Annotated in this window: 20 protein-coding genes; 17 read left to right on the top strand and 3 right to left on the bottom strand. The window is 28.9% G+C overall.

What is annotated here, in order from left to right:
• The first annotated feature begins 23 nt into the window (after positions 1-23).
• The 11 genes from B8978_RS03620 to B8978_RS03570 all read left to right on the top strand — a co-directional run bounded on the left by B8978_RS03620 (position 24) and on the right by B8978_RS03570 (position 8,207).
• On the top strand, positions 24-1,469 hold the full coding sequence (locus B8978_RS03620; RefSeq protein WP_242950470.1) for a ribonuclease E/G: 1,446 nt from the start codon (positions 24-26) through the stop codon (positions 1,467-1,469).
• Between the two features lie 136 nt (positions 1,470-1,605).
• Complete coding sequence (gene rplU, locus B8978_RS03615) at positions 1,606-1,917, top strand: 50S ribosomal protein L21 (protein WP_084113908.1); 312 nt, start codon at positions 1,606-1,608, stop codon at positions 1,915-1,917.
• 2 nt (positions 1,918-1,919) lie between these two features.
• Positions 1,920-2,249, top strand: a complete 330-nt coding sequence (locus B8978_RS03610) for a ribosomal-processing cysteine protease Prp (protein ID WP_084113907.1) — start codon at positions 1,920-1,922, stop codon at positions 2,247-2,249.
• Position 2,250: 1 nt separating this feature from the next.
• Positions 2,251-2,553 (top strand): 50S ribosomal protein L27, encoded by a 303-nt coding sequence (gene rpmA / locus B8978_RS03605; protein ID WP_084113906.1) that lies wholly within the window; start codon positions 2,251-2,253, stop codon positions 2,551-2,553.
• Between the two features lie 157 nt (positions 2,554-2,710).
• Positions 2,711-3,985, top strand: coding sequence for a GTPase ObgE (obgE, locus tag B8978_RS03600; protein WP_084113905.1), 1,275 nt, complete (start codon positions 2,711-2,713; stop codon positions 3,983-3,985).
• A gap of 10 nt (positions 3,986-3,995) precedes the next feature.
• Positions 3,996-4,289, top strand: a complete 294-nt coding sequence (gene yhbY, locus B8978_RS03595; protein WP_084113904.1) for a ribosome assembly RNA-binding protein YhbY — start codon at positions 3,996-3,998, stop codon at positions 4,287-4,289.
• A 140-nt stretch (positions 4,290-4,429) separates the two neighbouring features.
• Positions 4,430-5,050 (top strand): nicotinate-nucleotide adenylyltransferase, encoded by a 621-nt coding sequence (gene nadD / locus B8978_RS03590; protein WP_084113903.1) that lies wholly within the window; start codon positions 4,430-4,432, stop codon positions 5,048-5,050.
• 13 nt (positions 5,051-5,063) lie between these two features.
• A complete protein-coding gene (gene yqeK / locus B8978_RS03585) occupies positions 5,064-5,633 on the top strand; it encodes a bis(5'-nucleosyl)-tetraphosphatase (symmetrical) YqeK (RefSeq protein ID WP_084113902.1) in 570 nt (189 codons plus the stop codon).
• 8 nt (positions 5,634-5,641) lie between these two features.
• On the top strand, positions 5,642-6,901 hold the full coding sequence (locus B8978_RS03580) for an LCP family protein (protein ID WP_084113901.1): 1,260 nt from the start codon (positions 5,642-5,644) through the stop codon (positions 6,899-6,901).
• A gap of 20 nt (positions 6,902-6,921) precedes the next feature.
• Positions 6,922-7,302, top strand: a complete 381-nt coding sequence (locus B8978_RS03575) for a RidA family protein (RefSeq protein ID WP_084113900.1) — start codon at positions 6,922-6,924, stop codon at positions 7,300-7,302.
• A 14-nt stretch (positions 7,303-7,316) separates the two neighbouring features.
• A complete protein-coding gene (locus tag B8978_RS03570; protein WP_084113899.1) occupies positions 7,317-8,207 on the top strand; it encodes an RluA family pseudouridine synthase in 891 nt (296 codons plus the stop codon).
• A 38-nt stretch (positions 8,208-8,245) separates the two neighbouring features.
• Here the strand turns inward: B8978_RS03570 and B8978_RS03565 are convergent, their stop codons facing one another.
• Positions 8,246-9,511, bottom strand: coding sequence for a D-alanyl-D-alanine carboxypeptidase family protein (locus B8978_RS03565; protein ID WP_084113898.1), 1,266 nt, complete (start codon positions 9,509-9,511; stop codon positions 8,246-8,248).
• A 195-nt stretch (positions 9,512-9,706) separates the two neighbouring features.
• Here B8978_RS03565 and B8978_RS03560 point away from each other — a divergent pair, with 195 nt between their 5' ends.
• On the top strand, positions 9,707-10,381 hold the full coding sequence (locus B8978_RS03560) for a ComEA family DNA-binding protein (RefSeq protein ID WP_084113897.1): 675 nt from the start codon (positions 9,707-9,709) through the stop codon (positions 10,379-10,381).
• Between the two features lie 417 nt (positions 10,382-10,798).
• On the opposite strand, the gene B8978_RS03555 is transcribed toward B8978_RS03560, so the two are convergent.
• Positions 10,799-11,308: a hypothetical protein gene (locus B8978_RS03555; RefSeq protein ID WP_084113896.1), complete on the bottom strand. Its 510-nt coding sequence runs from the start codon at positions 11,306-11,308 to the stop codon at positions 10,799-10,801.
• A 256-nt stretch (positions 11,309-11,564) separates the two neighbouring features.
• On the opposite strand from B8978_RS03555, the gene B8978_RS03550 reads away from it, so the two are divergent.
• The 3 genes from B8978_RS03550 to holA all read left to right on the top strand — a co-directional run bounded on the left by B8978_RS03550 (position 11,565) and on the right by holA (position 17,030).
• Positions 11,565-14,141, top strand: coding sequence for a P-type ATPase actuator domain-containing protein (locus B8978_RS03550; protein WP_084113895.1), 2,577 nt, complete (start codon positions 11,565-11,567; stop codon positions 14,139-14,141).
• A gap of 70 nt (positions 14,142-14,211) precedes the next feature.
• Positions 14,212-15,987, top strand: a complete 1,776-nt coding sequence (locus tag B8978_RS03545; protein ID WP_084113894.1) for a ComEC/Rec2 family competence protein — start codon at positions 14,212-14,214, stop codon at positions 15,985-15,987.
• Between the two features lie 11 nt (positions 15,988-15,998).
• Positions 15,999-17,030 carry a DNA polymerase III subunit delta gene (gene holA / locus B8978_RS03540; protein WP_084113893.1) on the top strand — a complete coding sequence of 344 codons (1,032 nt, stop codon included), beginning with the start codon at positions 15,999-16,001 and terminating at the stop codon, positions 17,028-17,030.
• Positions 17,031-17,123: 93 nt separating this feature from the next.
• Here holA and rpsT read toward each other — a convergent pair whose 3' ends face one another.
• On the bottom strand, positions 17,124-17,390 hold the full coding sequence (rpsT, locus tag B8978_RS03535; RefSeq protein ID WP_084113892.1) for a 30S ribosomal protein S20: 267 nt from the start codon (positions 17,388-17,390) through the stop codon (positions 17,124-17,126).
• Positions 17,391-17,608: 218 nt separating this feature from the next.
• Between rpsT and gpr the strand changes: the two genes are divergently transcribed.
• Positions 17,609-18,580: a GPR endopeptidase gene (gpr, locus tag B8978_RS03530; RefSeq protein WP_084113891.1), complete on the top strand. Its 972-nt coding sequence runs from the start codon at positions 17,609-17,611 to the stop codon at positions 18,578-18,580.
• 121 nt (positions 18,581-18,701) lie between these two features.
• Positions 18,702-19,790 carry a stage II sporulation protein P gene (locus B8978_RS03525; protein WP_242950469.1) on the top strand — a complete coding sequence of 363 codons (1,089 nt, stop codon included), beginning with the start codon at positions 18,702-18,704 and terminating at the stop codon, positions 19,788-19,790.
• The last annotated feature ends 16 nt before the right edge of the window (positions 19,791-19,806 follow it).

Raw genomic sequence — 19,806 nt, 5'->3', positions numbered from 1 at the left:
AATTTCTAAATTAAGGCCTAGAGGTGCTGAATTTGAAGAGAGTATTTATTGAACGACAAAAGGATATACTAAGGATATGTATAACGGAAAATGAAAAACTTTCTGAATGTTATATTGAAGAAGAACAGTTAACAGCATATCCAGGACAAATTTATAAAGGAATTGTAAAAAACATTGTGCCAGGAATAAAGTGCGCATTTGTAGATATCGGAACTGGGAAAAATGCTTACATGTATATGGATTCTAGACTTAAAAACTTACATGTAAAAAAAGGGCAAGAGCTACTAGTTGAAATAATAAAAGAGGGTATGGGCAGTAAGGGACCAAAAGTAAATAATAATATAACTATTCCAGGCAGATATTCAGTAATAGAAACTTTGAATAATGATATTAATATTTCTAAAAAAATAACTGAAAGTGCTTCAATAGAAAAATTTATTATAGGCATAAAAAAACCTTCTGATGTTGGAATCATGATAAGAACAAATGCTGAAAAAGTTCCTATAAGTGAAATAAATGAAGAGATAAAAAGATTGTATGATATCTACAGGGATATTTTGAAAAAGAGTACTTTTACAAATAGACCTCAGCTTATTTTTAATCCAGGTGGGGTTTTAGGAAAAATTTTAAGAGATAACATAAATGATAATACAGAATTAGTTGTAGTAAATAACAAGGAAGACCTTTCGTTTATAACAGATTATTTTAGTGACAAACAGGACATAAAAACGAAAGTAGAATTTTATGATGGCAATATACCTATTATGCAGTTCTATGGAATAGAAAGAGAAATATTGGCATTAAGGAAAAAAAATGTTGCCTTGCCTTGTGGTGGCTCCATAGTCATTGACAAAACTGAAGCCATGTACGTTATAGATGTAAACTCAGGAAAAAATATTAAAGGAATAAGTATAGAAAAAACTGCTGAAATAACAAATGTGGAAGCAGCAAAAGAAATTGCAAGACAGGTAAAACTAAGAAATTTAAGTGGAATAATTGTTATTGACTTTATTGATATTGAGGACAAAAAAGCAAAAGCAAAGATAGTACATACTTTAGAAAATGGATTTAAAGACGATAAGAACAAGACAATAATATATCCATTTACGGAACTTAATCTTATCCAAATTGCAAGACGAAGAAGAGGAAAATCTATACTAGAATCAATAGAAGAAAACTGTGAACATTGTAATGGAAAAGGAAAAATACTTAAATTCTCTTATTTAAAACATTTAATTAGAAATAGTGTAATTAGAATTAATACAGAAAATAACATTTATAAAATATACATAGAAATATGCGAAAACTATAGAGAAGAAGTATTAAAAAATATAGGAGAATTTGTGGATGATATCAATGGGAAACAAAGTGATATTTACATTAAATACGTAAAAAATGTAAATGCTGTTAAAGTTGAACCGATATTGTTCCAAAGTCAAATTGATGAATTAAAGAATTACAAATTATAAGTATAAATTTCTTTACAAAAGAGGTTATATGTGCTAAACTGTCATTTGTAGACCGCACACATAGGGTTTTGTTGAAACATGAAAGATTGATTTCGTGTACCTGAGTTGGCGAGACTGGAATGAGGAGGTGTTTTTAATGTACGCAGTTGTACTTACTGGAGGAAAACAATACAAAGTTTCAGAGGGAGACGTAATATTCGTTGAAAAACTTGAAGCTGAAGTTGATTCAAATGTTGAACTATCTGAGGTTCTTGCCGTTGGTAAAGAAGATGGATTAGTTATAGGAAAACCTGTAGTTGAAGGAGCTAAAGTTCTTGCTAAAGTAGCAGAACAAGGAAAAGCTAAAAAGGTTATAGTATTTAAATACAAACGTAAAAAAGACTACAGAAGAAAACAAGGTCACAGACAACCTTATACTAAACTTGTAATTGAGAAAATAGAAGCATAATTATGATAAATGTTATTTTTAAAAAAAAAGATAATTATTTAGTTTCTTTTAATATAAATGGTCATGCTGAGTATGATTATGAAGGTTATGACATTGTATGCAGTGCAATTTCTGCTTTATGTATTACATTTGCTAATGGGATTACTGAAGTAGTAAAAGTTAATGCTAAGATTAGTGAACATGATGGTTATGTAGATTTAAATTTGGATAATCAAACAAGAGAACAAATCAAGAGATGTCAAGTATTAATGGAAACCATGCTTTTAGGAATAAAATGCATAGAAGATAGTTACGGAGACTATATAAAATTAGAAGTAGAGGAGGTGCAGTGAAATGCTAAAAATGAACCTTCAGTTATTTGCTCATAAAAAAGGAGTAGGTAGCTCAAGAAACGGTAGAGACAGTGAATCAAAAAGACTTGGCGTTAAAAGTGCAGATGGAGAATTTGTACTTGCTGGAAACATATTAGTTAGACAAAGAGGAACAAAGATTCATCCAGGTGCTAATGTAGGAAAAGGATCAGATGATACTCTTTTTGCTAAAGTTGATGGAGTAGTTAAATACGAAAGAGTTGGAAGAGACAAAAAAAGAGCAAGTGTTTATCCTGTAGTTATTGAGGATAGTATAGCTGAATAATTTTGGAGCACCCTTTTAAGGGTGCTTTTTTAAAACAGAAAATAAATTTTAGAATTAGATTAAAACCTTTGTGTTTCGTAAATAATATATAATTGGATTTGAAAATAACAATTAAAGAGTGTGCATATATAAATAAATGTAGAAAAAGGAGAAAAATATGTTTATAGATACAGCCAAGATATTTATTAAGTCTGGAGACGGTGGAAATGGTTCTGTTTCATTTAGAAGAGAAAAATATGTGCCATTAGGTGGACCGGATGGTGGAGATGGTGGAGACGGCGGAAACGTTATATTAGTAACAGACCCAAATATGACCACTCTTTTAGACTTTACTTATAAAAGAAAATATGTTGCAGAAGCTGGAGTAGGCGGTTCTGGATCAAAGTGTTATGGAAAAGATGGAGAAGACTTATATATAAAAGTTCCAGTTGGTACTGTGGTAAGGGATGCTGAGACAAATAAAATAGTAGTAGACTTATCCCATTTAGGAGATAAATTTATCATCGCTAAAGGTGGAAAAGGCGGAAAAGGAAATGTAAAATTCTGTACACCTACAAGACAGGCACCTAATTTTGCTGAACCTGGAATGCCTGGTGAAGAAATATGGATAACTCTAGAGTTGAAGCTTTTGGCAGATGTGGGACTTGTTGGATTCCCTAACGTTGGTAAATCAACATTGTTATCAGTAGTATCTAAAGCAAGACCTAAAATTGCAAATTATCACTTTACAACAATAAAACCCAATTTAGGGGTTGTAAGTTTGCCTGGAATACAAGCTTTTGTTATGGCAGACATTCCTGGAATAATAGAAGGAGCAGCAGAAGGGGTAGGACTTGGAATACAGTTTTTAAGGCATGTTGAGAGAACAAGACTCTTAATTCACGTAGTTGATATATCAGGAAGTGAAGGAAGAGATCCAATTGAAGATTTTGTTAAAATAAATGAAGAACTAAAAAAATATGATATCAAACTTTGGGATAGACCTCAAATTGTAGCAGCCAATAAAAGTGATATGTGTTTTGATGATGATGCTTTTGAAACCTTTAAAGCTAAGGTAAATGAAATGGGATATAAGCATGTATTTAAAATTTCAGCAGCCACAACACAAGGGGTGGATGAGTTACTTAAGGAAGCTGCAAGACAACTTTCACAGATACCAATTTTTGATCTTGAAATTAAGGAAGAAGAAAAATTTGTTCCAGAAGAAAAGAAATTTATTTATGATATAAGGCAAGAAGGAAATGTATATATCGTAGAGGGATCATTTGTTGACAGACTTCTTGATAGTGTTAATGTCAATGATCCTGAGTCATTGATGTACTTTCATAAAGTACTTAGAAATAAGGGCGTAATAAACGCACTTGTTGCTAAAGGAATACACGATAATGACATAGTTAGACTTAAAAACTTTGAATTTGAATTTTTATTATAGAGGTGAAGAAATGATAAATAGTAAACAAAGAAGTTATCTTAGAGGACTTGCTAGTACAATGGTTCCTATATTTCAAGTTGGAAAAAATGGAATTGAAGATGCATTTTTAAAACAAGTAGAGGATGCTCTTGAAGCAAGAGAGTTAATCAAGTTATCAGTTCTTGATAATAGTGAATACACTGCTAGAGAAGCAAGTGACTATATATGTGAAAAAGTAAAATGTGATGGTGTGCAGGCAATAGGTAAAAAATTTGTATTGTACAGAAAATCAAAGAAAAATTCAAAAATAGAATTACCACAATAGATAATTTTAATCAGATGGGCATTTGCTTCATCTGATTATTTTTTCAAGATTATATTTGAAATACATATATTTACATATATAAATTGTTTAAATGTGGTATAATATGTGTATAATTTTAACTAAAGATATTGTTTAATTTAATGATTTATAGGAGGGACAAAGTGAAAAAAGGCATAATAGGTGGAACATTTGATCCTTTTCATAATGGACACTTACACATAGCATATGAAGCTTTTGACAAGCTGAATTTGGATAAAATAGTATTTATACCAACAGGTAATCCACCACATAAAGACTATAAGAACGTAACTGATGCATTAGTAAGATATAACATGGTAAAAAAAGCTATAGCAAATGAGAAAAATTTTGAAATAAATGATTATGAAGTTTTGAAAGATGGTTTTAGTTACACATATGAAACACTTAAACATCTAAGAAAAATAGAACCTGATACTGAATGGTATTTTATTTGTGGAGTAGATTGTCTTATAGATTTAGATAAATGGATAAATGTAGCATGTATCTTAGACTTATGTAGATTTGTAGTGTTTTTAAGACCAGGTTATAGTGAAGAAAAGGTTTGCAAGCAAAAAGACGCTATAGAAAATAAATATAACAAAAAAATATACTTGATAAATTTACCTCAAATGGATATATCGTCTTCATATATTAGGGAGAGAATAAAAAATAAAAAAAATGTATCCTATCTAATACCATGTTCTGTAGAAGAAGATATAAATATTTTAAATTTATATAGATAGAGGAGTGTTTTTTGTGTGGAATGAAGAACAAATGAGGTTGTACATAAAAGAAAATTTAAGTGAAGGAAGATATAATCACAGTTTAGCGGTAAGGGATACAGCAGAAAAATTAGCTAAAATGTATTCTGGGAATATAGAAAGTTCAAGAATAGCAGGACTTATACATGATTGTGCAAAAGAGATGGATAAAAAAGAAATATTAGACATTTGTACAAAAGCTGGGATGGACATTGATTATGTTTTGAGGGCTAATCCTAAATTGCTTCATGGAGCAGCTGGAGCTATTATAGCCAGAGACATCATGGGAGTTCAGGACAAAGAGATATTAAATGCTATAAAATATCACACCACGGGTAAAAAGGACATGAATCTCATTGAAAAAATCATATATTTAGCTGATTATATTGAGCCTAATAGAAATTTTCAGGGTGTGGACGAACTTAGAGAGGCTACAAGTATAAACTTAGATGAAGCTTTGTTACTATCTTTTGATAAGACTATAGAAATAGTAATAAAACGAGGGGATTTAATTTATGAGAAAACGGTTGAAGCTAGGAACTATATAATATGTAATAGAAAGTAGGTGTAGAAATGGAAAAAAGCCAAAAAACTAAAAAAAATAAAATTTTAAAAGTAGTGATCATTATAATTTTAGCAATATTTATTTGTTTAGCTGTGGGCATCACATTTTTTACTGTATTTTACTTGTCTGGAACAAATAGTAAATCAAATCTTATAAACGTAAAAGCGGTTGAACCTGCTAAGGATGCACCAGTTAATATTCTTGTTGCAGGAGTTGACATTGGTTCAAAAGATGCAAATGATACAACCAAAGGAGATAACATAAAAAAAGCAAACTCCATAATTCTATTTCATTATGAACCAGAAGATAAAAGTTTAAAAATAATTTCAATTCCTAGAGATTCACTAATCAAAGTGGATAATAAGGCACAAAAATTAAATTATGCTAGTTCAGTAGATGGACCTAAATACATAGTAAATAGTGTTCAAAAACTGATGAATACCAAAATAAATTATTATGTTCAATTGGATTATGCATCCTTTAGAAATATAATAAACTCTCTTGGTGGAGTCACAATGAATATAAATAATAAAATGAATTATGATGATAAGGTTCAAGACTTACATATTCATTTTGCAAAAGGTAGTACTATTAAGTTAAATGGTCAGCAGGCTGAGGAATATTATAGATGGGTTAAAAATAACGATGGTACTGGACTTTTATCGGGGGATACTGGAAGGATAAAAAACCAACAATCCTTTATTAATGAATCAATGAATAATTTTAGCAGATTTTCAACAATATTTAAATATCCATCAATAATTTCAACTTTATCAAAAAATATTGAAAGTAATATGAGTACTTACGATGTATTTAAGTATGCAAGGGCATTTAGTCATCTAGATAAAACAAAAGTAACTATGTATACTGCTAAGGGCTTGAATGTAGCAATAGATAATAATGAATATTATTTGCTTGATACAGCAAATAATAATAAACTTCTTGGAAATAACACAAAGGTTAAAAATGATATAGATAAAAAATCATTGAAAATAGATATATTAAATGGCACAACTAAAAATGGGTTAGCAAAAAACTTTAAAACAGCATTAGAGGAAAATGGTTTTACAGATATAACAACTGGAAATTCACCTCAAAAACCAATTGATAAGACAAAAGTAACATTTTATGGCATTGATGAAGGTAAAATTCCTGAAGTGAAAGATTATATGGGTAATGATATTAAAGCAAATTCCTATGAATTGATTCAAGAAAAAAGCAAAAAGTATGATATAGTTATATTACTTGGAAATGATATAAATAAATAAGAGAAAAGGTGGAAACAAACATGGAGAAAGAAATAATAAATACTAAAAATGCACCAGCAGCAATTGGACCTTATTCACAGGCAATAAAATTTCAAAATTTACTTTTTACATCAGGTCAAATACCAATAAATCCTAAGACAGGAGAACTAGTAAATACTAATATTAAGGAAGCAACGCATCAAGCTTTAAAAAATGTAGAAAACATATTAAAAGAGGCACATACTTCATTTGATAATGTTATTAAAACCACAGTATTTATAAGCGATATGAAAAATTTTGCTGATGTAAATGAAGTTTATGGAGAATATTTCGTAAATAACAAACCAGCTAGATCTTGCGTAGAAGTAAAGCTACCCAAGGATGCTCTAATTGAAATAGAGGTTGTAGCAATAGTTGAATAATAAGAGGGTAGAAAATGAATAACAAACTAGAATATTATGTAGCAGAAGAAGAAAATAATATAAAGATTAGGGAATATCTAAAAAATAAATTAAATATATCCTCTAGGTTTATAAAGAAAGCATCCATAGAGAAAAAGATAGAGGTCAATGGTATTCCTGTTAAAATGAATTATATGTTAAAAGCTGGTGATAAAATAGAAATAGACTTATCTAGAGAAGAAAGTCAAAACATTGATCCAGAAAAAATAGATATTTCAGTAATATATGAAGATGAAGATGTTATTGTTGTAAATAAGCCATCTGGAATGGTGGTTCATCCAACAAAAAGTTATCAAAATGGAACCCTTGCTAATGCATTGTTATACTATTTTAAAGAAAAAGGTGAAAATTGTATAGTTAGACTTGTAAATAGACTAGATAGGGATACATCAGGACTTGTACTAATTGCAAAAAATCAATTTGCACACATGTCGCTTGCAAGAGATATGGAACTTGATTCATTTAAAAAGGAATACATAGCAGTAGTAATGGGAAACCTAAGTGAAAAGACGGGTATAATTGATATGCCTATATACAGAACTGGTGGAGACTCAATAAATAGAGTTATAGATGAAAGAGGACAAAGAAGCATAACACATTATAAGGTTGAAAAAGGTTTAACTAATGCAGATGTGTTAAAATTAAGATTAGAGACGGGTAGAACCCATCAAATAAGAGTACATTTAAGCAGCATAGGACATCCGATTTATGGAGATACACTTTATGGTGGGGATGATTTAATCATAAAAAGACAAGCGCTTCATGCAAGTAGTTTAAGTTTTCCACATCCAAGGGATGGAAGGCTTATAGAGTTAGAAATAGATATACCAGAAGACATTAAAAATTTAATTAAAACGCTGAGTTAAATTTAGTGTAAATTAAAAGTGGTTGTTAAAAACAACCACTAAAATTCTTTTTTGAACAATTTTATTTTTCGTAACATTAAATTAAACAATAGGATTACACCTAAAATACCTATAGCACCATAAAGTATATATAATTTGTTGAAATTTGCAGTAATGGAATTCTGTGAGAATACACTTGGGGAATAAGTCACTCCACTAAGTAAATTTAGATTCCCAATATATTTATCATCTAATTTAAGGTCGATATTAGTTACGCGTTCTCCTTTATTAAACTTATCCACTTTAATTGAAGAATTATCAAATTTAAAAGTTGGCTTTGATTTGGAGCTTTTGTCAGTTACATAATAAAAATCTTCTGCAGCTACAAGAGGAATTTTTGTACCATTAGATTCCTTATAGTATGTAACGATTTGACCTTTAGAAAACTGTTTATTTAAATTAAAATTATTAAAACCATAATCTAAAAGAGCTCTAGCATCATCAAAATATTTTTGGTCAGCACTGTGCATAATTGTAACTATTAATCTATGATTGTTTCTTGTTGCAGCAGCTACATAAGAGTGAAGGGACTGGATAGTATAGCCAGTTTTACCTCCGTCCACGCCTTCATAATACTCCTTTGAACCTTTATATATTAGTTTGTTTTCATTTCTTAAACTTCTGTTTATAACGGTTTTGGCTTGATCAGTTTTATTAGTAGCAGGTATTGTGTAATATGGAGTAGTTGCTATTTCTCTAAATTCAGGATACTCTGAAAGTTTTCTTAATATGAGAGCCAAATCCTTGGCTGAAACTTTATGGTCTTTATTATAGAGACCATTTGGATTTTGAAAACTTGCAGTTGTACATCCAAGTTCACGGGCCCTTTTATTCATTAATTTAGCAAAGTTTTCAACAGATCCACTAATATGTTCTGCAAGGGCTACAGCAGAGTCATTAGCTGAACGAAGCAGCAATCCATATAACAAATCTTTTACTTTAATCTGTTCGCCATTTTCAAGGCATAGAGTATTGCCATCTAAAAGAGTATGATTTTTTGTTGTAAAATCATTACTTATTGTAACAATATCATCAGGTTTAGTATTTTCAATTGTAAGTAAAGCCGTCATTATTTTTGTTGTAGAGGCTGGGGGAAATTGCTGATCTACGTTTTTACCATATAGTATTTGACCTGTTGTTGCATCCATTAAAACAACACCATCACCTGATACATTAGGTGGAGATACGGGGTCTGCATATGTTTTTATACCTAAATTACTTATTAACAAAAAAACTGTAACTAAAACTGTAACTAATTTTTTCATAGTTCCTCCTGTTTCTATTATCAACAATAATTATAAATTGTCGTTTTATAAAATTTAAACGTTTGTAATTCGTAAAATTACAGTAAACTAAAAAATTATCATCATCAGTATATCAAAAAATGATGCAAATGGCAAAAAAATATGTGTATTTGCTGTGCATATTGTCAATAATTACTTTATAAGGAGGAAAATAAGATGAATAAGAAAAAGATAATTGGAATGTCCATAATTACTATAATGTTCATAGTATCCCTCATAATTGGATATAATATACAAAATTCTAGAAAAAACCTGGAATCTAACGATTTGTCAGTAGTTAATGAAAACAAATACAATAAAAATGATGTTGACAAAGATGATATTGATAAAAACGATAATAGCAGTAATAATGAAAACAAAAGTAATGCTGAAAGCAAAAAAGAAATTAATGCACAGGTTTATGGGGAAGTTAAAAATCCAGGAGTGTATTCCTTAAGCAATGGACAAAGAATAAAAGATCTTGTGGATAAAGCTGGAGGGTTTACTGAAAATGCAGATTGTTTTAGTGTTAATGGTGCTAAAAAACTGAATGATGGTGATGATATACAGGTAAAGTCAAAAAATCAGAAAAATGCCCAAATTAATAATAATGGGTCAGGTTCAGTGGATTCAAATTCATCAAGTTCATCAGATGATAAAATAGATATAAATAGTGCTACTGAAGATGAAATAGTAAGCAAGAAGATACCTGGAATAGGTAAAGGATTAGCAGATAAAATTGTTAAGTTTAGAGAAAGCAATGGAGGAAAAATAAATTCAGAAAAAGACATGGAGAAAGCCATAGGGCCTACAAGAGGGAAAAAAATTATGGACTACATTGAGATAAATTGAATTATTGCGTAATATGAAGAAATTGCGAAGTACCTGGTTAAAGCTTTTTACTCTACTACGTAAGTAAAAAGGTAAAAGATTGCCAGAGTGGCAAGATGGAAGAATTAACGGTAATACCGTTAATGGTGAGAGAATTTGCTTGCAGCAAAAGGTGTTAAGGAAGATTTTTCTACGCTATGCGTGCGAAAATCTTTGAACTTAAAAGCTGTAATCTAAAGTATATTGACACTCATCTTTTACCTGTTACGTAAGTAACTTCTCGCACCTTTGACGGCTTTAGCCTCGTCAATTCTTTCATCTAGCTGAAGGCTTTCTTTAATCTTTTTATCTAGCTTTAGCTATGATAAAATTCTTTAGTCTTTACTTCGCAATTTCTAACTAATAAAAATAAACTTTTAACTGTATAAAATACTGATTTTAGTCAAAATATTTATCATAAAGTGAATTAGTACATCCATAGTCAATTAAAACAGGTTTTTGTTCTAATATTCCCCATGAAGAAATAGCTTTTATATCAGGATAAAGTAAATCATAGTGATTTGCTATTTTCTTTAGGGTTTTAAAAAATTCGCTATTTCTTTTTATACTTGTATATTCAAAAATACTGCCATGTCTTAATCCAAGTATTTCAGAAAAAGTCTCAGCCCTTTTCATAACAATCATACCCTCTTTATACCAAACGATAGGACAAAAATATTTTTTATATTTTTCATCTATGTTATTATAAATATAATATTCTGTTCTACATTGATATTTGCCAGTTCTATTTTTAGACAGTTTTACAACATAAGCATCATTTATTGCGTATACAATTCTACTTGCACCTTGACCTAAAAATTTATAATCTTTTTTCAGAGTGTGATGATCTGTTAGATAAATTTTTTCAAATAATTCTATTGGAATATTTAGGTCTTTAATAGTATCCATAAAATTTACCTCCATAAAATATGCAATAGAATAATAAAATATTACTCATTATTAATATATAAATTTAAGGTCAAGTTTGACCATGATTATTTTTATGTTTTAAAAATTATTTCTTTACTAATTGCGTATTTAATTGTATTTAATGATTTAGTATAATATAAGTATTAATTTTTGTTTGAAATTAAAGTTAACTAGTATGTATGTACGATATATATAGTAAATAAGTGCGATTCATGCTTTTGGAGGGAACAAGTTTATGACTGATTGGTACAATTTGGCTTGGAATGATGTGGTTAATTTAATGCAAAGCAATTCCAAAAGAGGACTTTTAGAAGAGGAAGTTCTTATAAATAGAGAAAAATATGGAGTAAACAAGATTGTAGGCATTGAAAGGAAAACATTGATCAAATCAATGCTTAAGCAACTGGTTCAACCTTGGATAATCTGTATTTTGATAAATACTATAGTGTATTTTATTTTGCATATTTATTTTCCTGCAGTAATTTATATGGCTTTCCTATTAATAAGTATATGCACGGTGTTGATGGAAAAATATACTGAACAGAAAGACTTAAAGACATTACAAAAGTTTAATGCTGGTGATTGTAGTGTTATACGAAATGGAAGGTTAGTTACAATAAAAAATGAAGATTTAGTAGTTGGAGACGTAGTAGTTTATAAAAAAGAAAATATAATTCCAGCAGATTTAAGAATAATGGATTGTGAAGATTTAAGTGTAAAAGAAGATGCAGTAACAGGAGATGATAATACAATAGAAAAATATTCAGCAAAGCTTTTGGAATATGATTTGAATTTATCAGAAATGAGAAACATCTTGTTTAAGTCATCTGTGGTAAAGCATGGGAGTGGAGAAGGAATAGTCGTTGCAGTTGGAATGAATACTGAAATAGGCAAGATTATGGAAAGACTTGTTGATATTGAGAAGCAAGATAATGTGTTTTTAAAAGGAATACAGCAAATTGCGAACATAATGGCATTAATTGGATTAGCCGGCTCAATAATAATTATATTAAACCAACTATTAAACCATAAAAATATCTTTAATTTATATGAATATGTGTCTGTTTTACTATCAACCTCATTGCCCTATGCAATAACTGCAATTTTAATTGTTATAAATTTAATTACAAAGTTAAAATTTAAAAGAGAGGGCATATTTTTTAAGGATATATCTAAAATTCAGATGGCAGCTAGTATTGATGTGTTGATTACAGAAAAAGAAGGTGCTTTTACACAGAAAAACAGTAATGTAAGAAGTGTATATGATACAAATACAGTTCAAACATCTAAAGATAAATTTATAATAAATGATAACATGGAAAGAATCTTAGAGACATCAGTTTTGTGTAATGACTATAATGGAGATAACAATACGGATAACACAATTGAAGTTGCACTTAGAAGGTTTGCCGACGAAGTAAGTAATAATATTGATTTATACGAAAGACATAAAAGAATTTTAAAGATGCCTTATGATAAAGAAAAAAGAATACAAACAACAGTTAATAAAGTTGATAGAAATTATCGAGCATATGTTAAAGGTGCAGTTGATGTTTTGCTAGAGGAATGCACTCATATAATGAAGAATGGAATTGAAAAAGAAATTACAGCTGAGGATATAGAGGAGATAAAGGCCGCAGATATTGATATGTCAAATGAATGTCTATATGTAATTGGAACAGCTTATAGGAATTTTAATTACAGACCTTCAGTAAATGAAAATATTGAGAGCAATTTAGTTTTTGCAGGGCTCATTGGTATAAATAATCCTATTAAGGATGAAATGGACAAGCATATAAAAAATAGTAGATTAATGGCGGTAAAACCTGTTTTATGTACAGAAGATAGCAAACTTACAGCTATGGCTACGGGAAAAAGATTGGGACTTTTAAATGTTGGTGATGTTGTAATGTCTGGTATAGAGATGGATTACATGGAAGAAGGTGAATTGGAAAGGAATATAGAAAAAATAAGTATGTTTTCTAGAATACTGTCAGCACATAAAATAAAAATAGTTAATGCCTATAAGGATATTAACTATAATATTGCACTTACAGCAAATAAACTTACTGATTTACCAGCATTAAAGATAGCCAATTTATCTATTTCACATGGAGAAAAGTGTAGTAGTACGCTTAAGAAGCTTAGTGATATATACTTAAGGAACTTTGACTTTAAAAATTTAATAGAGTCAGTATATGATAGCAAAAGCATAATTAATTCTATGATATATATATTTGAATTTTTATTTGTGTCTAGTTTAAGTCAAGTTATGTTTTGCATATTCTCAGTAATGTTTTATGACAAAGTCTATTTGTCACCAATTGAGATTATATGGCTAAATATATTCAATACATTTATATTGTCCATGGGAATTTTTTCTGTTAGGAAAACTTTAAATAACAATATAGATGAGAAGAAGGTTGTTAACAAAGATATATGGAATAGAAAATGGAAACATATTGTATTGAACTCAACGATATTAGCTCTTTTGTGTTGTATTATACCAAATTTATCTGTAAGCTCCTCTATGTATTCTAACGGCATGGCTATATTTATAATATTTAGTGTTTCACAAATTGTATTTATGACAAAATTTAGATTTATAAAGAATATAATTTTTGATTTCCTAATGATTTTTTATGTATTGGCAAATTGTTTGATTATAACAACGAGAATAGGGCAGAACTTTATTGAATTAAAGTTTGTAAATTTATTTGACGCAATAAGTGCATTAGTAATAATTTTAGTCTTTATTCTTATTTCAATAATGAAATATGTATTTACTAAAAAAGATTATATTATATCTTAATTTATTCAACGTGACTTATGTTTAGCATTTATGTTATTGGTTAAAATAATAACATGGAGGCTGTATATTTATGGAGAGACCCTTAGTGTATCTTTTTGTTTCTATAATAATTGGAGATTTATGTGGAATACTTTTTCAAGATTTCTTAATTATAGATGTAGCGATAGCTGCATCTTTTTTCATATTTATGTTTATTATTAGTCAAAAAAAATTGTTGTTTTTTGAGCTATGCTTTTTTCTTATTGGCTTCTTTAGTTTATTACTATATTTTCATTCTAATCTTAGAGTTCAAAGTACAATCAATGTTAGAGTTATTAATAAAAATAAATATTACACAACTGCAAGTTATATTGGAAGAAAAATAAATATAAGAGGAAATTTACCACAGGTTAATATAGGTGAAAATGCCAACATAAAAGGATATTTTAACAAAAATATAGACTATGAATATGGTACAATAGGTGATTTTAAGGTTGTTAAAGTTAATGGGAAAAGCCACGATTTATTAACAAAAATGTATTTTTATAAGCAAGAGCTTTTTAAAAAATTTGATGATGAATTAGGTAAGGATTTTTCATCAAAAATTATGGCTGTAGCCTTTGGAGATTCCTCAGAACTTTCACAAAATGATAAAGATAACTTTAAAAGACTTGGCATAGTATATGCTATATGTGTGTCCGGATTACACATGCTTATAGTTTTTAAAACCCTACAATTGTGTTTTAATCTAGAAATATCAATTCTAATGGGAATTTTTTATACTTTATTTACAGGTTGTCAGCCAGCTACAGTCAGAGCATTGATAATGATAATAGTGCTTAAATATTCTAAAAAGATTAATAAAAATTATGATGTATATTCAGCCCTAAGCTTAGCTGGAATGATTTTACTTTTATTTAGACCATACTATATATTAGATATAGGCTTTATGCTTTCATTTTTATCAACTTTCGGAATAGCCTTGTTTTATAAAAAAATATCCAGGTTTTTTTATAAATTACCTAAAAAGATAAATGAAAGTCTTAGTATAAGTTTAAGCGTTCAAAGCATATCAATGCCCTATGTTTTGTTCACCATTAAAAATTTTAGTTTAGGGTTTGCTTTGGGGAACATAGTTTTAATTCCTATGTTTTCTTTATTAGTGGCACTTGGCAATGTAGCATTAATTTTTTCTTTCTTTAAGCCATTATTTAAAATAATCTGTATCCCCATATATGTTGTTTTAACCGCACTTAACGGTGCAAGTAATATTTTACTTAACATTACACCTAAGATGCTTTATATACCATTAATTGATACAATTTTTATAATGTACTTGTATTTTTGTTACATCTTAGCAAGGAAAGGTTATAGAAATGTTAAATATGGAGCCATATTATTTTTCTCATTAATATTAATAAACACTTACAGTTTTACACCTAAAATTTCTTATTTAGATCTAAAAAGTGGATATGGATTTATATTAAGATATAAATTCAACACTATATTAATATCAAATTATGAAATTATAAATAATGATGAAAAAGAAGAACTACAAGGTAGATTTTGTGTAAATAAATTTGTGACAAATAAAAATTTTAATTATAATATTTTAATGAAAAACAGATATTTAGTCTATATACCTAAATATCAAGGTGATAAGAAAGTTATGCTAAAGGTTAAAGATATGGCAACTAAGCGCAATATGGTTTATTTTTATGATGGAACTGTAAGATATTATGGAATCAATAGTACCGAAAATTATGATATAATTAAAGAAGATGACAATATTAAGGCAATAGATTTACCCGTAGATAACTTAGACTTTGATGTAATAAATAATAAAGTGGTAGTAATAAAGAAATAGTAGGTGATTAAATGATTAATTTTTTGGATTTAGAGAATAAAATAAAAAAGAATGAAATAAGTAATTTTTACATATTTTGTGGTTTCAATGAAAGCTTAATAAAAAGCAGTGTAAATAAAATTTCAAGTAAGATATTGAACAAGGATTTTATAGATCTTAATTACTTTGAATATGATGGAAATACTGTTCAATATGATGAGATATTAAATGCGTGTGAAACCCTTCCGTTTATGAGTGAAAAAAAGGTAGTTGTTGTATATAGAGCAGATTTTTTAACTGATAGGACGAAAAATGTAAATAAAAATGGAATTGATATTGTTAAAAAGCTTAAAGACTATGCAAGCAATATACCAAAGCATTGTACTTTAATAATGTATTATGTATATGATAACGACAGAGAAAAAATGAGTAGTAAGGTTAAAGCTTTTGATAAAAAAGCCTGTGTTGTAGAATTTACCAAAATTAAAGGGGCTGTTCTTCAAAGAAAAGTAAAAGAATTGTTTGATGAAAGAAAAAAGAATATAAATAAAGCTGAACTAAGTTTTTTTTGCAGTGAAGTTGAAAACAACATGGATATCATCAAAAATGAAATAGATAAATTGTGTGATTATGTAGGGGAGAGGGACATTGAGAGGGAAGATATTCTTGAATTAGCCAGTAAAAAAAGTGACAATGATATATTTAACTTAGTAGATTTTTTATCTCAGAAAAGAACAGAACTTGCAATTAATATACTAGATGAACTTATGTTTAGGGGTGAAAAACCAACATCTATTCTTTCAATGATAGAGAGACAATTTAATATAATGTTAAATTTAAAACTTGGAATGGACAAAGGGAAAGGGAAAGAGGAGCTTTCAAGAGAATTTAGAATTCATCCATATGTATGTGAAAAGATGATGGTACAATGTAGAAATTACACGTTAAAGCAACTTATAAAATCGGAAGAAATCTGTGTTGAAACAGAAAAGGAACTTAAAAGTCAAGGAAGTGATGACAAAATAAAGCTGGAGTTGCTTCTAATAAAAACGGCAATGGTATAAAAGCCTTAGATAAAATGATTCACACATTAGTGCATTTTATCTAAGGCTTTTACTCAAAAAATAAATAGCCGGTGCTAAACACCGGTTAATTTATTAAGCTTCTAAAGCGTGCAATTTTGATGCTAATCTTGATTTTGATCTAGCTGCTTTATTTTTATGTAAAATACCTTTTGAAGCAGCCATATCTAAAGATTTAACTACAGCAGTGTAATTAACTTTAGCTTCCTCAGCATTTTTTGCAGCAACTGCTACTTCAAATTTCTTTATAGTAGTTTTTAAAGCAGATTTTATCATCTTATTTCTAAGAGTTTTAGCTTCAGTTACTCTTATTCTCTTTTTTGCAGATTTAATGTTAGCCATTTGGTTTCACCCCCTTATAATATTGTAAACACTCGCAATTGGGGAATTACCGAACGAGTTTTCTAATATATAACATATGTATTATATCACTAAAGGATATATTCCACAAGCATTAATTAATTAATTATGTAAATACACCAAAAAAGAATAGCATTTAAATTAATAGAAAGAATACTAGTATAAGACGAATTAAAAAAATATTTTTAGAGGTGAATTTCATGAGTGTAAGAACTGATTTGGCTGTTGAAGCAAAGGAAATATATGAAAAGGAAAACAAAAAAGAGATATCTGGAGTAAAGGTTTCGAATAGTAGTTTGGGTAGAGTTAAGATAACTAATGTACAGATCCAAACGGACGAAGGCGAACATCTCATGCAAAAACCTATTGGAACTTATATCACTATCGATATGCCACAATATACTCATTACGATGCAGAGATTATGGATGAGGTAAGTGAAGCAGTAGCTGGGGAACTTTCTAAATTGATTAAACTTGAAGAAAGTATGACAGCACTTGTAGTTGGACTTGGAAATTGGAATGTAACACCTGATGCACTTGGCCCAAAAGTAGTTAATAAAATTATGATTACAAGACATTTAAAAAAACTTATTCCAGACAGTATCGATGAAGGAATAAGACCAGTATGCTCATTAGCACCAGGAGTCCTTGGTATTACAGGAATGGAAACAGGTGAAATAATAAAAGGTGTAGTGGATAAGATTAAACCAAATCTAATTATATGCATAGATGCGCTTGCCTCAAGAAAAATTGAAAGAGTTAATTCTACAATACAAATTGGAACCACAGGTATATCTCCAGGAGCAGGAGTTGGAAATAAAAGAATGGAAATAAGTGAAAAAACTCTTGGAATACCAGTTATTGCAATTGGAGTTCCTACTGTAGTGGATGCAGCTACAATCGCTAATGATACTATTGATATGGTATTAGATGAAATGATAAAATCAGCTGAAAAAGGAAAAGAGTTTTATGACATGTTAAAGTCAATAAATAAAGGTGAAAAACAAAAAATGATAGAGGAAATTTTGAATCCATTTGTTGGCGACTTAATGGTTACACCAAAAGAGGTTGATGCAGTAATAGATTCATTATCAAAAATTATAGCTAATGGAATAAATATAGCACTCCAACCAGCCTTAACTAAAGAAGATATAAATAAGTATATACAATAAAGTGAAAGGTTCATGGATGTTAGCGAATGGATAAAATATTTATAAAAATCATCTAGTTATAAACATAAAATGTTTTTCATACATTCTATAGAGAAAACATCTTCTTAGGAGGTATGAAATTTTGGGTAATAAAAGAATATACAAGGGAAAAGGTAAACTTTTAAGTGCATTATTTATAATGGCCATGATTCTTATAATATTTATATTTTCTGACATTCATAGAAATCAGCAAGTAATGGCAAATGGATCTAAAAGAAAAGGAAACATGTTCTATATTCAACTAGTTAATTATACATTACCTGCTATTAAGGTGTTAAATTTTGACGAAGAAGATATGGCAGAGAGTACAGTTTCTGTTAAAAGTGTGTTTCTAAGTATTATTGGCATTGATTTAAATGAACCAGATAAAATAGTAAAAAAGGAGATTCCATACTTTTCACAAGACAACCTTTCACTAGCATATGATAAAAATTCATCGAAGGAGACTAATTTTAATCTAAATGATAGTGATATAAGTAAGGATGCAAATAATAGTGATATTATAAATAATAATTCAAATGCACAAAATACTGTTTTTCAAGTTTATGACCCAAAATTAAAAAAGACTTTAAATGTTACAAAACCAGAAGTGCTTATATACCATTCACATACCACAGAAAGTTATTCCCCGTATGGCAGTGACAACACGGACCCAACAAGAGATGTATGTGCAGTAGGGGATGTTGTAGCAAATGAACTAGAGAATAACTATGGTATTGCAGTAATACATGATACTACTATTCATAATGTTGCAGCTTATACAAAAAGTTATGAGAGATCAGGTGAAACTGTGGATAAATACCTTTCAAAATACGGAGATTTTAAAATGGTAATAGACCTACATAGAGATTCTAGTCCGGATAAAAGTGCTCTTACTATGAAAATCAATGATGAGAACGTTGCTAAATTTATGTTTGTAATGGCAAGGAAAAATCCACATTATGATAAAAACATTGCTCTTGTAAATTCTATTATAAGTGTTTCAAACAAAGACTTTCCAGGTATTTGTAATGGTATATATTATTATGATTATGGAACAAATTTTTTTAATCAGGCAAAAAGCAATAATGCTTTTTTATTAGAAGTTGGTTCTGATGTAAATACTATGGATGAAGCAAAGGCTACTGGAAAATATATTGCACGAATATTGGCAGAAACTTTAAATAAATGAAAAAAGTGAATAAAAA

This window comes from Clostridium acidisoli DSM 12555, from assembly GCF_900176305.1.
In the GTDB taxonomy this organism is placed as follows: domain Bacteria; phylum Bacillota; class Clostridia; order Clostridiales; family Clostridiaceae; genus Clostridium_I; species Clostridium_I acidisoli.
This window is presented reverse-complemented; position numbering and strand designations above follow the sequence as displayed.

Bases quoted from the DNA above. Each gene is read 5' to 3' on its own strand.
- rplU (WP_084113908.1), top strand. From the start codon at position 1,606: ATGTACGCAGTTGTACTTACTGGAGGAAAACAATACAAAGTTTCAGAG.
- B8978_RS03610 (WP_084113907.1), top strand. From the start codon at position 1,920: ATGATAAATGTTATTTTTAAAAAAAAAGATAATTATTTAGTTTCTTTT.
- rpmA (WP_084113906.1), top strand. From the start codon at position 2,251: ATGCTAAAAATGAACCTTCAGTTATTTGCTCATAAAAAAGGAGTAGGT.
- obgE (WP_084113905.1), top strand. From the start codon at position 2,711: ATGTTTATAGATACAGCCAAGATATTTATTAAGTCTGGAGACGGTGGA.
- yhbY (WP_084113904.1), top strand. From the start codon at position 3,996: ATGATAAATAGTAAACAAAGAAGTTATCTTAGAGGACTTGCTAGTACA.
- nadD (WP_084113903.1), top strand. From the start codon at position 4,430: ATGATTTATAGGAGGGACAAAGTGAAAAAAGGCATAATAGGTGGAACA.
- B8978_RS03580 (WP_084113901.1), top strand. From the start codon at position 5,642: ATGGAAAAAAGCCAAAAAACTAAAAAAAATAAAATTTTAAAAGTAGTG.
- B8978_RS03575 (WP_084113900.1), top strand. From the start codon at position 6,922: ATGGAGAAAGAAATAATAAATACTAAAAATGCACCAGCAGCAATTGGA.
- B8978_RS03570 (WP_084113899.1), top strand. From the start codon at position 7,317: ATGAATAACAAACTAGAATATTATGTAGCAGAAGAAGAAAATAATATA.
- B8978_RS03565 (WP_084113898.1), bottom strand. From the start codon at position 9,511: ATGAAAAAATTAGTTACAGTTTTAGTTACAGTTTTTTTGTTAATAAGT.
- B8978_RS03560 (WP_084113897.1), top strand. From the start codon at position 9,707: ATGAATAAGAAAAAGATAATTGGAATGTCCATAATTACTATAATGTTC.
- B8978_RS03555 (WP_084113896.1), bottom strand. From the start codon at position 11,308: ATGGATACTATTAAAGACCTAAATATTCCAATAGAATTATTTGAAAAA.
- B8978_RS03550 (WP_084113895.1), top strand. From the start codon at position 11,565: ATGACTGATTGGTACAATTTGGCTTGGAATGATGTGGTTAATTTAATG.
- B8978_RS03545 (WP_084113894.1), top strand. From the start codon at position 14,212: ATGGAGAGACCCTTAGTGTATCTTTTTGTTTCTATAATAATTGGAGAT.
- holA (WP_084113893.1), top strand. From the start codon at position 15,999: ATGATTAATTTTTTGGATTTAGAGAATAAAATAAAAAAGAATGAAATA.
- rpsT (WP_084113892.1), bottom strand. From the start codon at position 17,390: ATGGCTAACATTAAATCTGCAAAAAAGAGAATAAGAGTAACTGAAGCT.
- gpr (WP_084113891.1), top strand. From the start codon at position 17,609: ATGAGTGTAAGAACTGATTTGGCTGTTGAAGCAAAGGAAATATATGAA.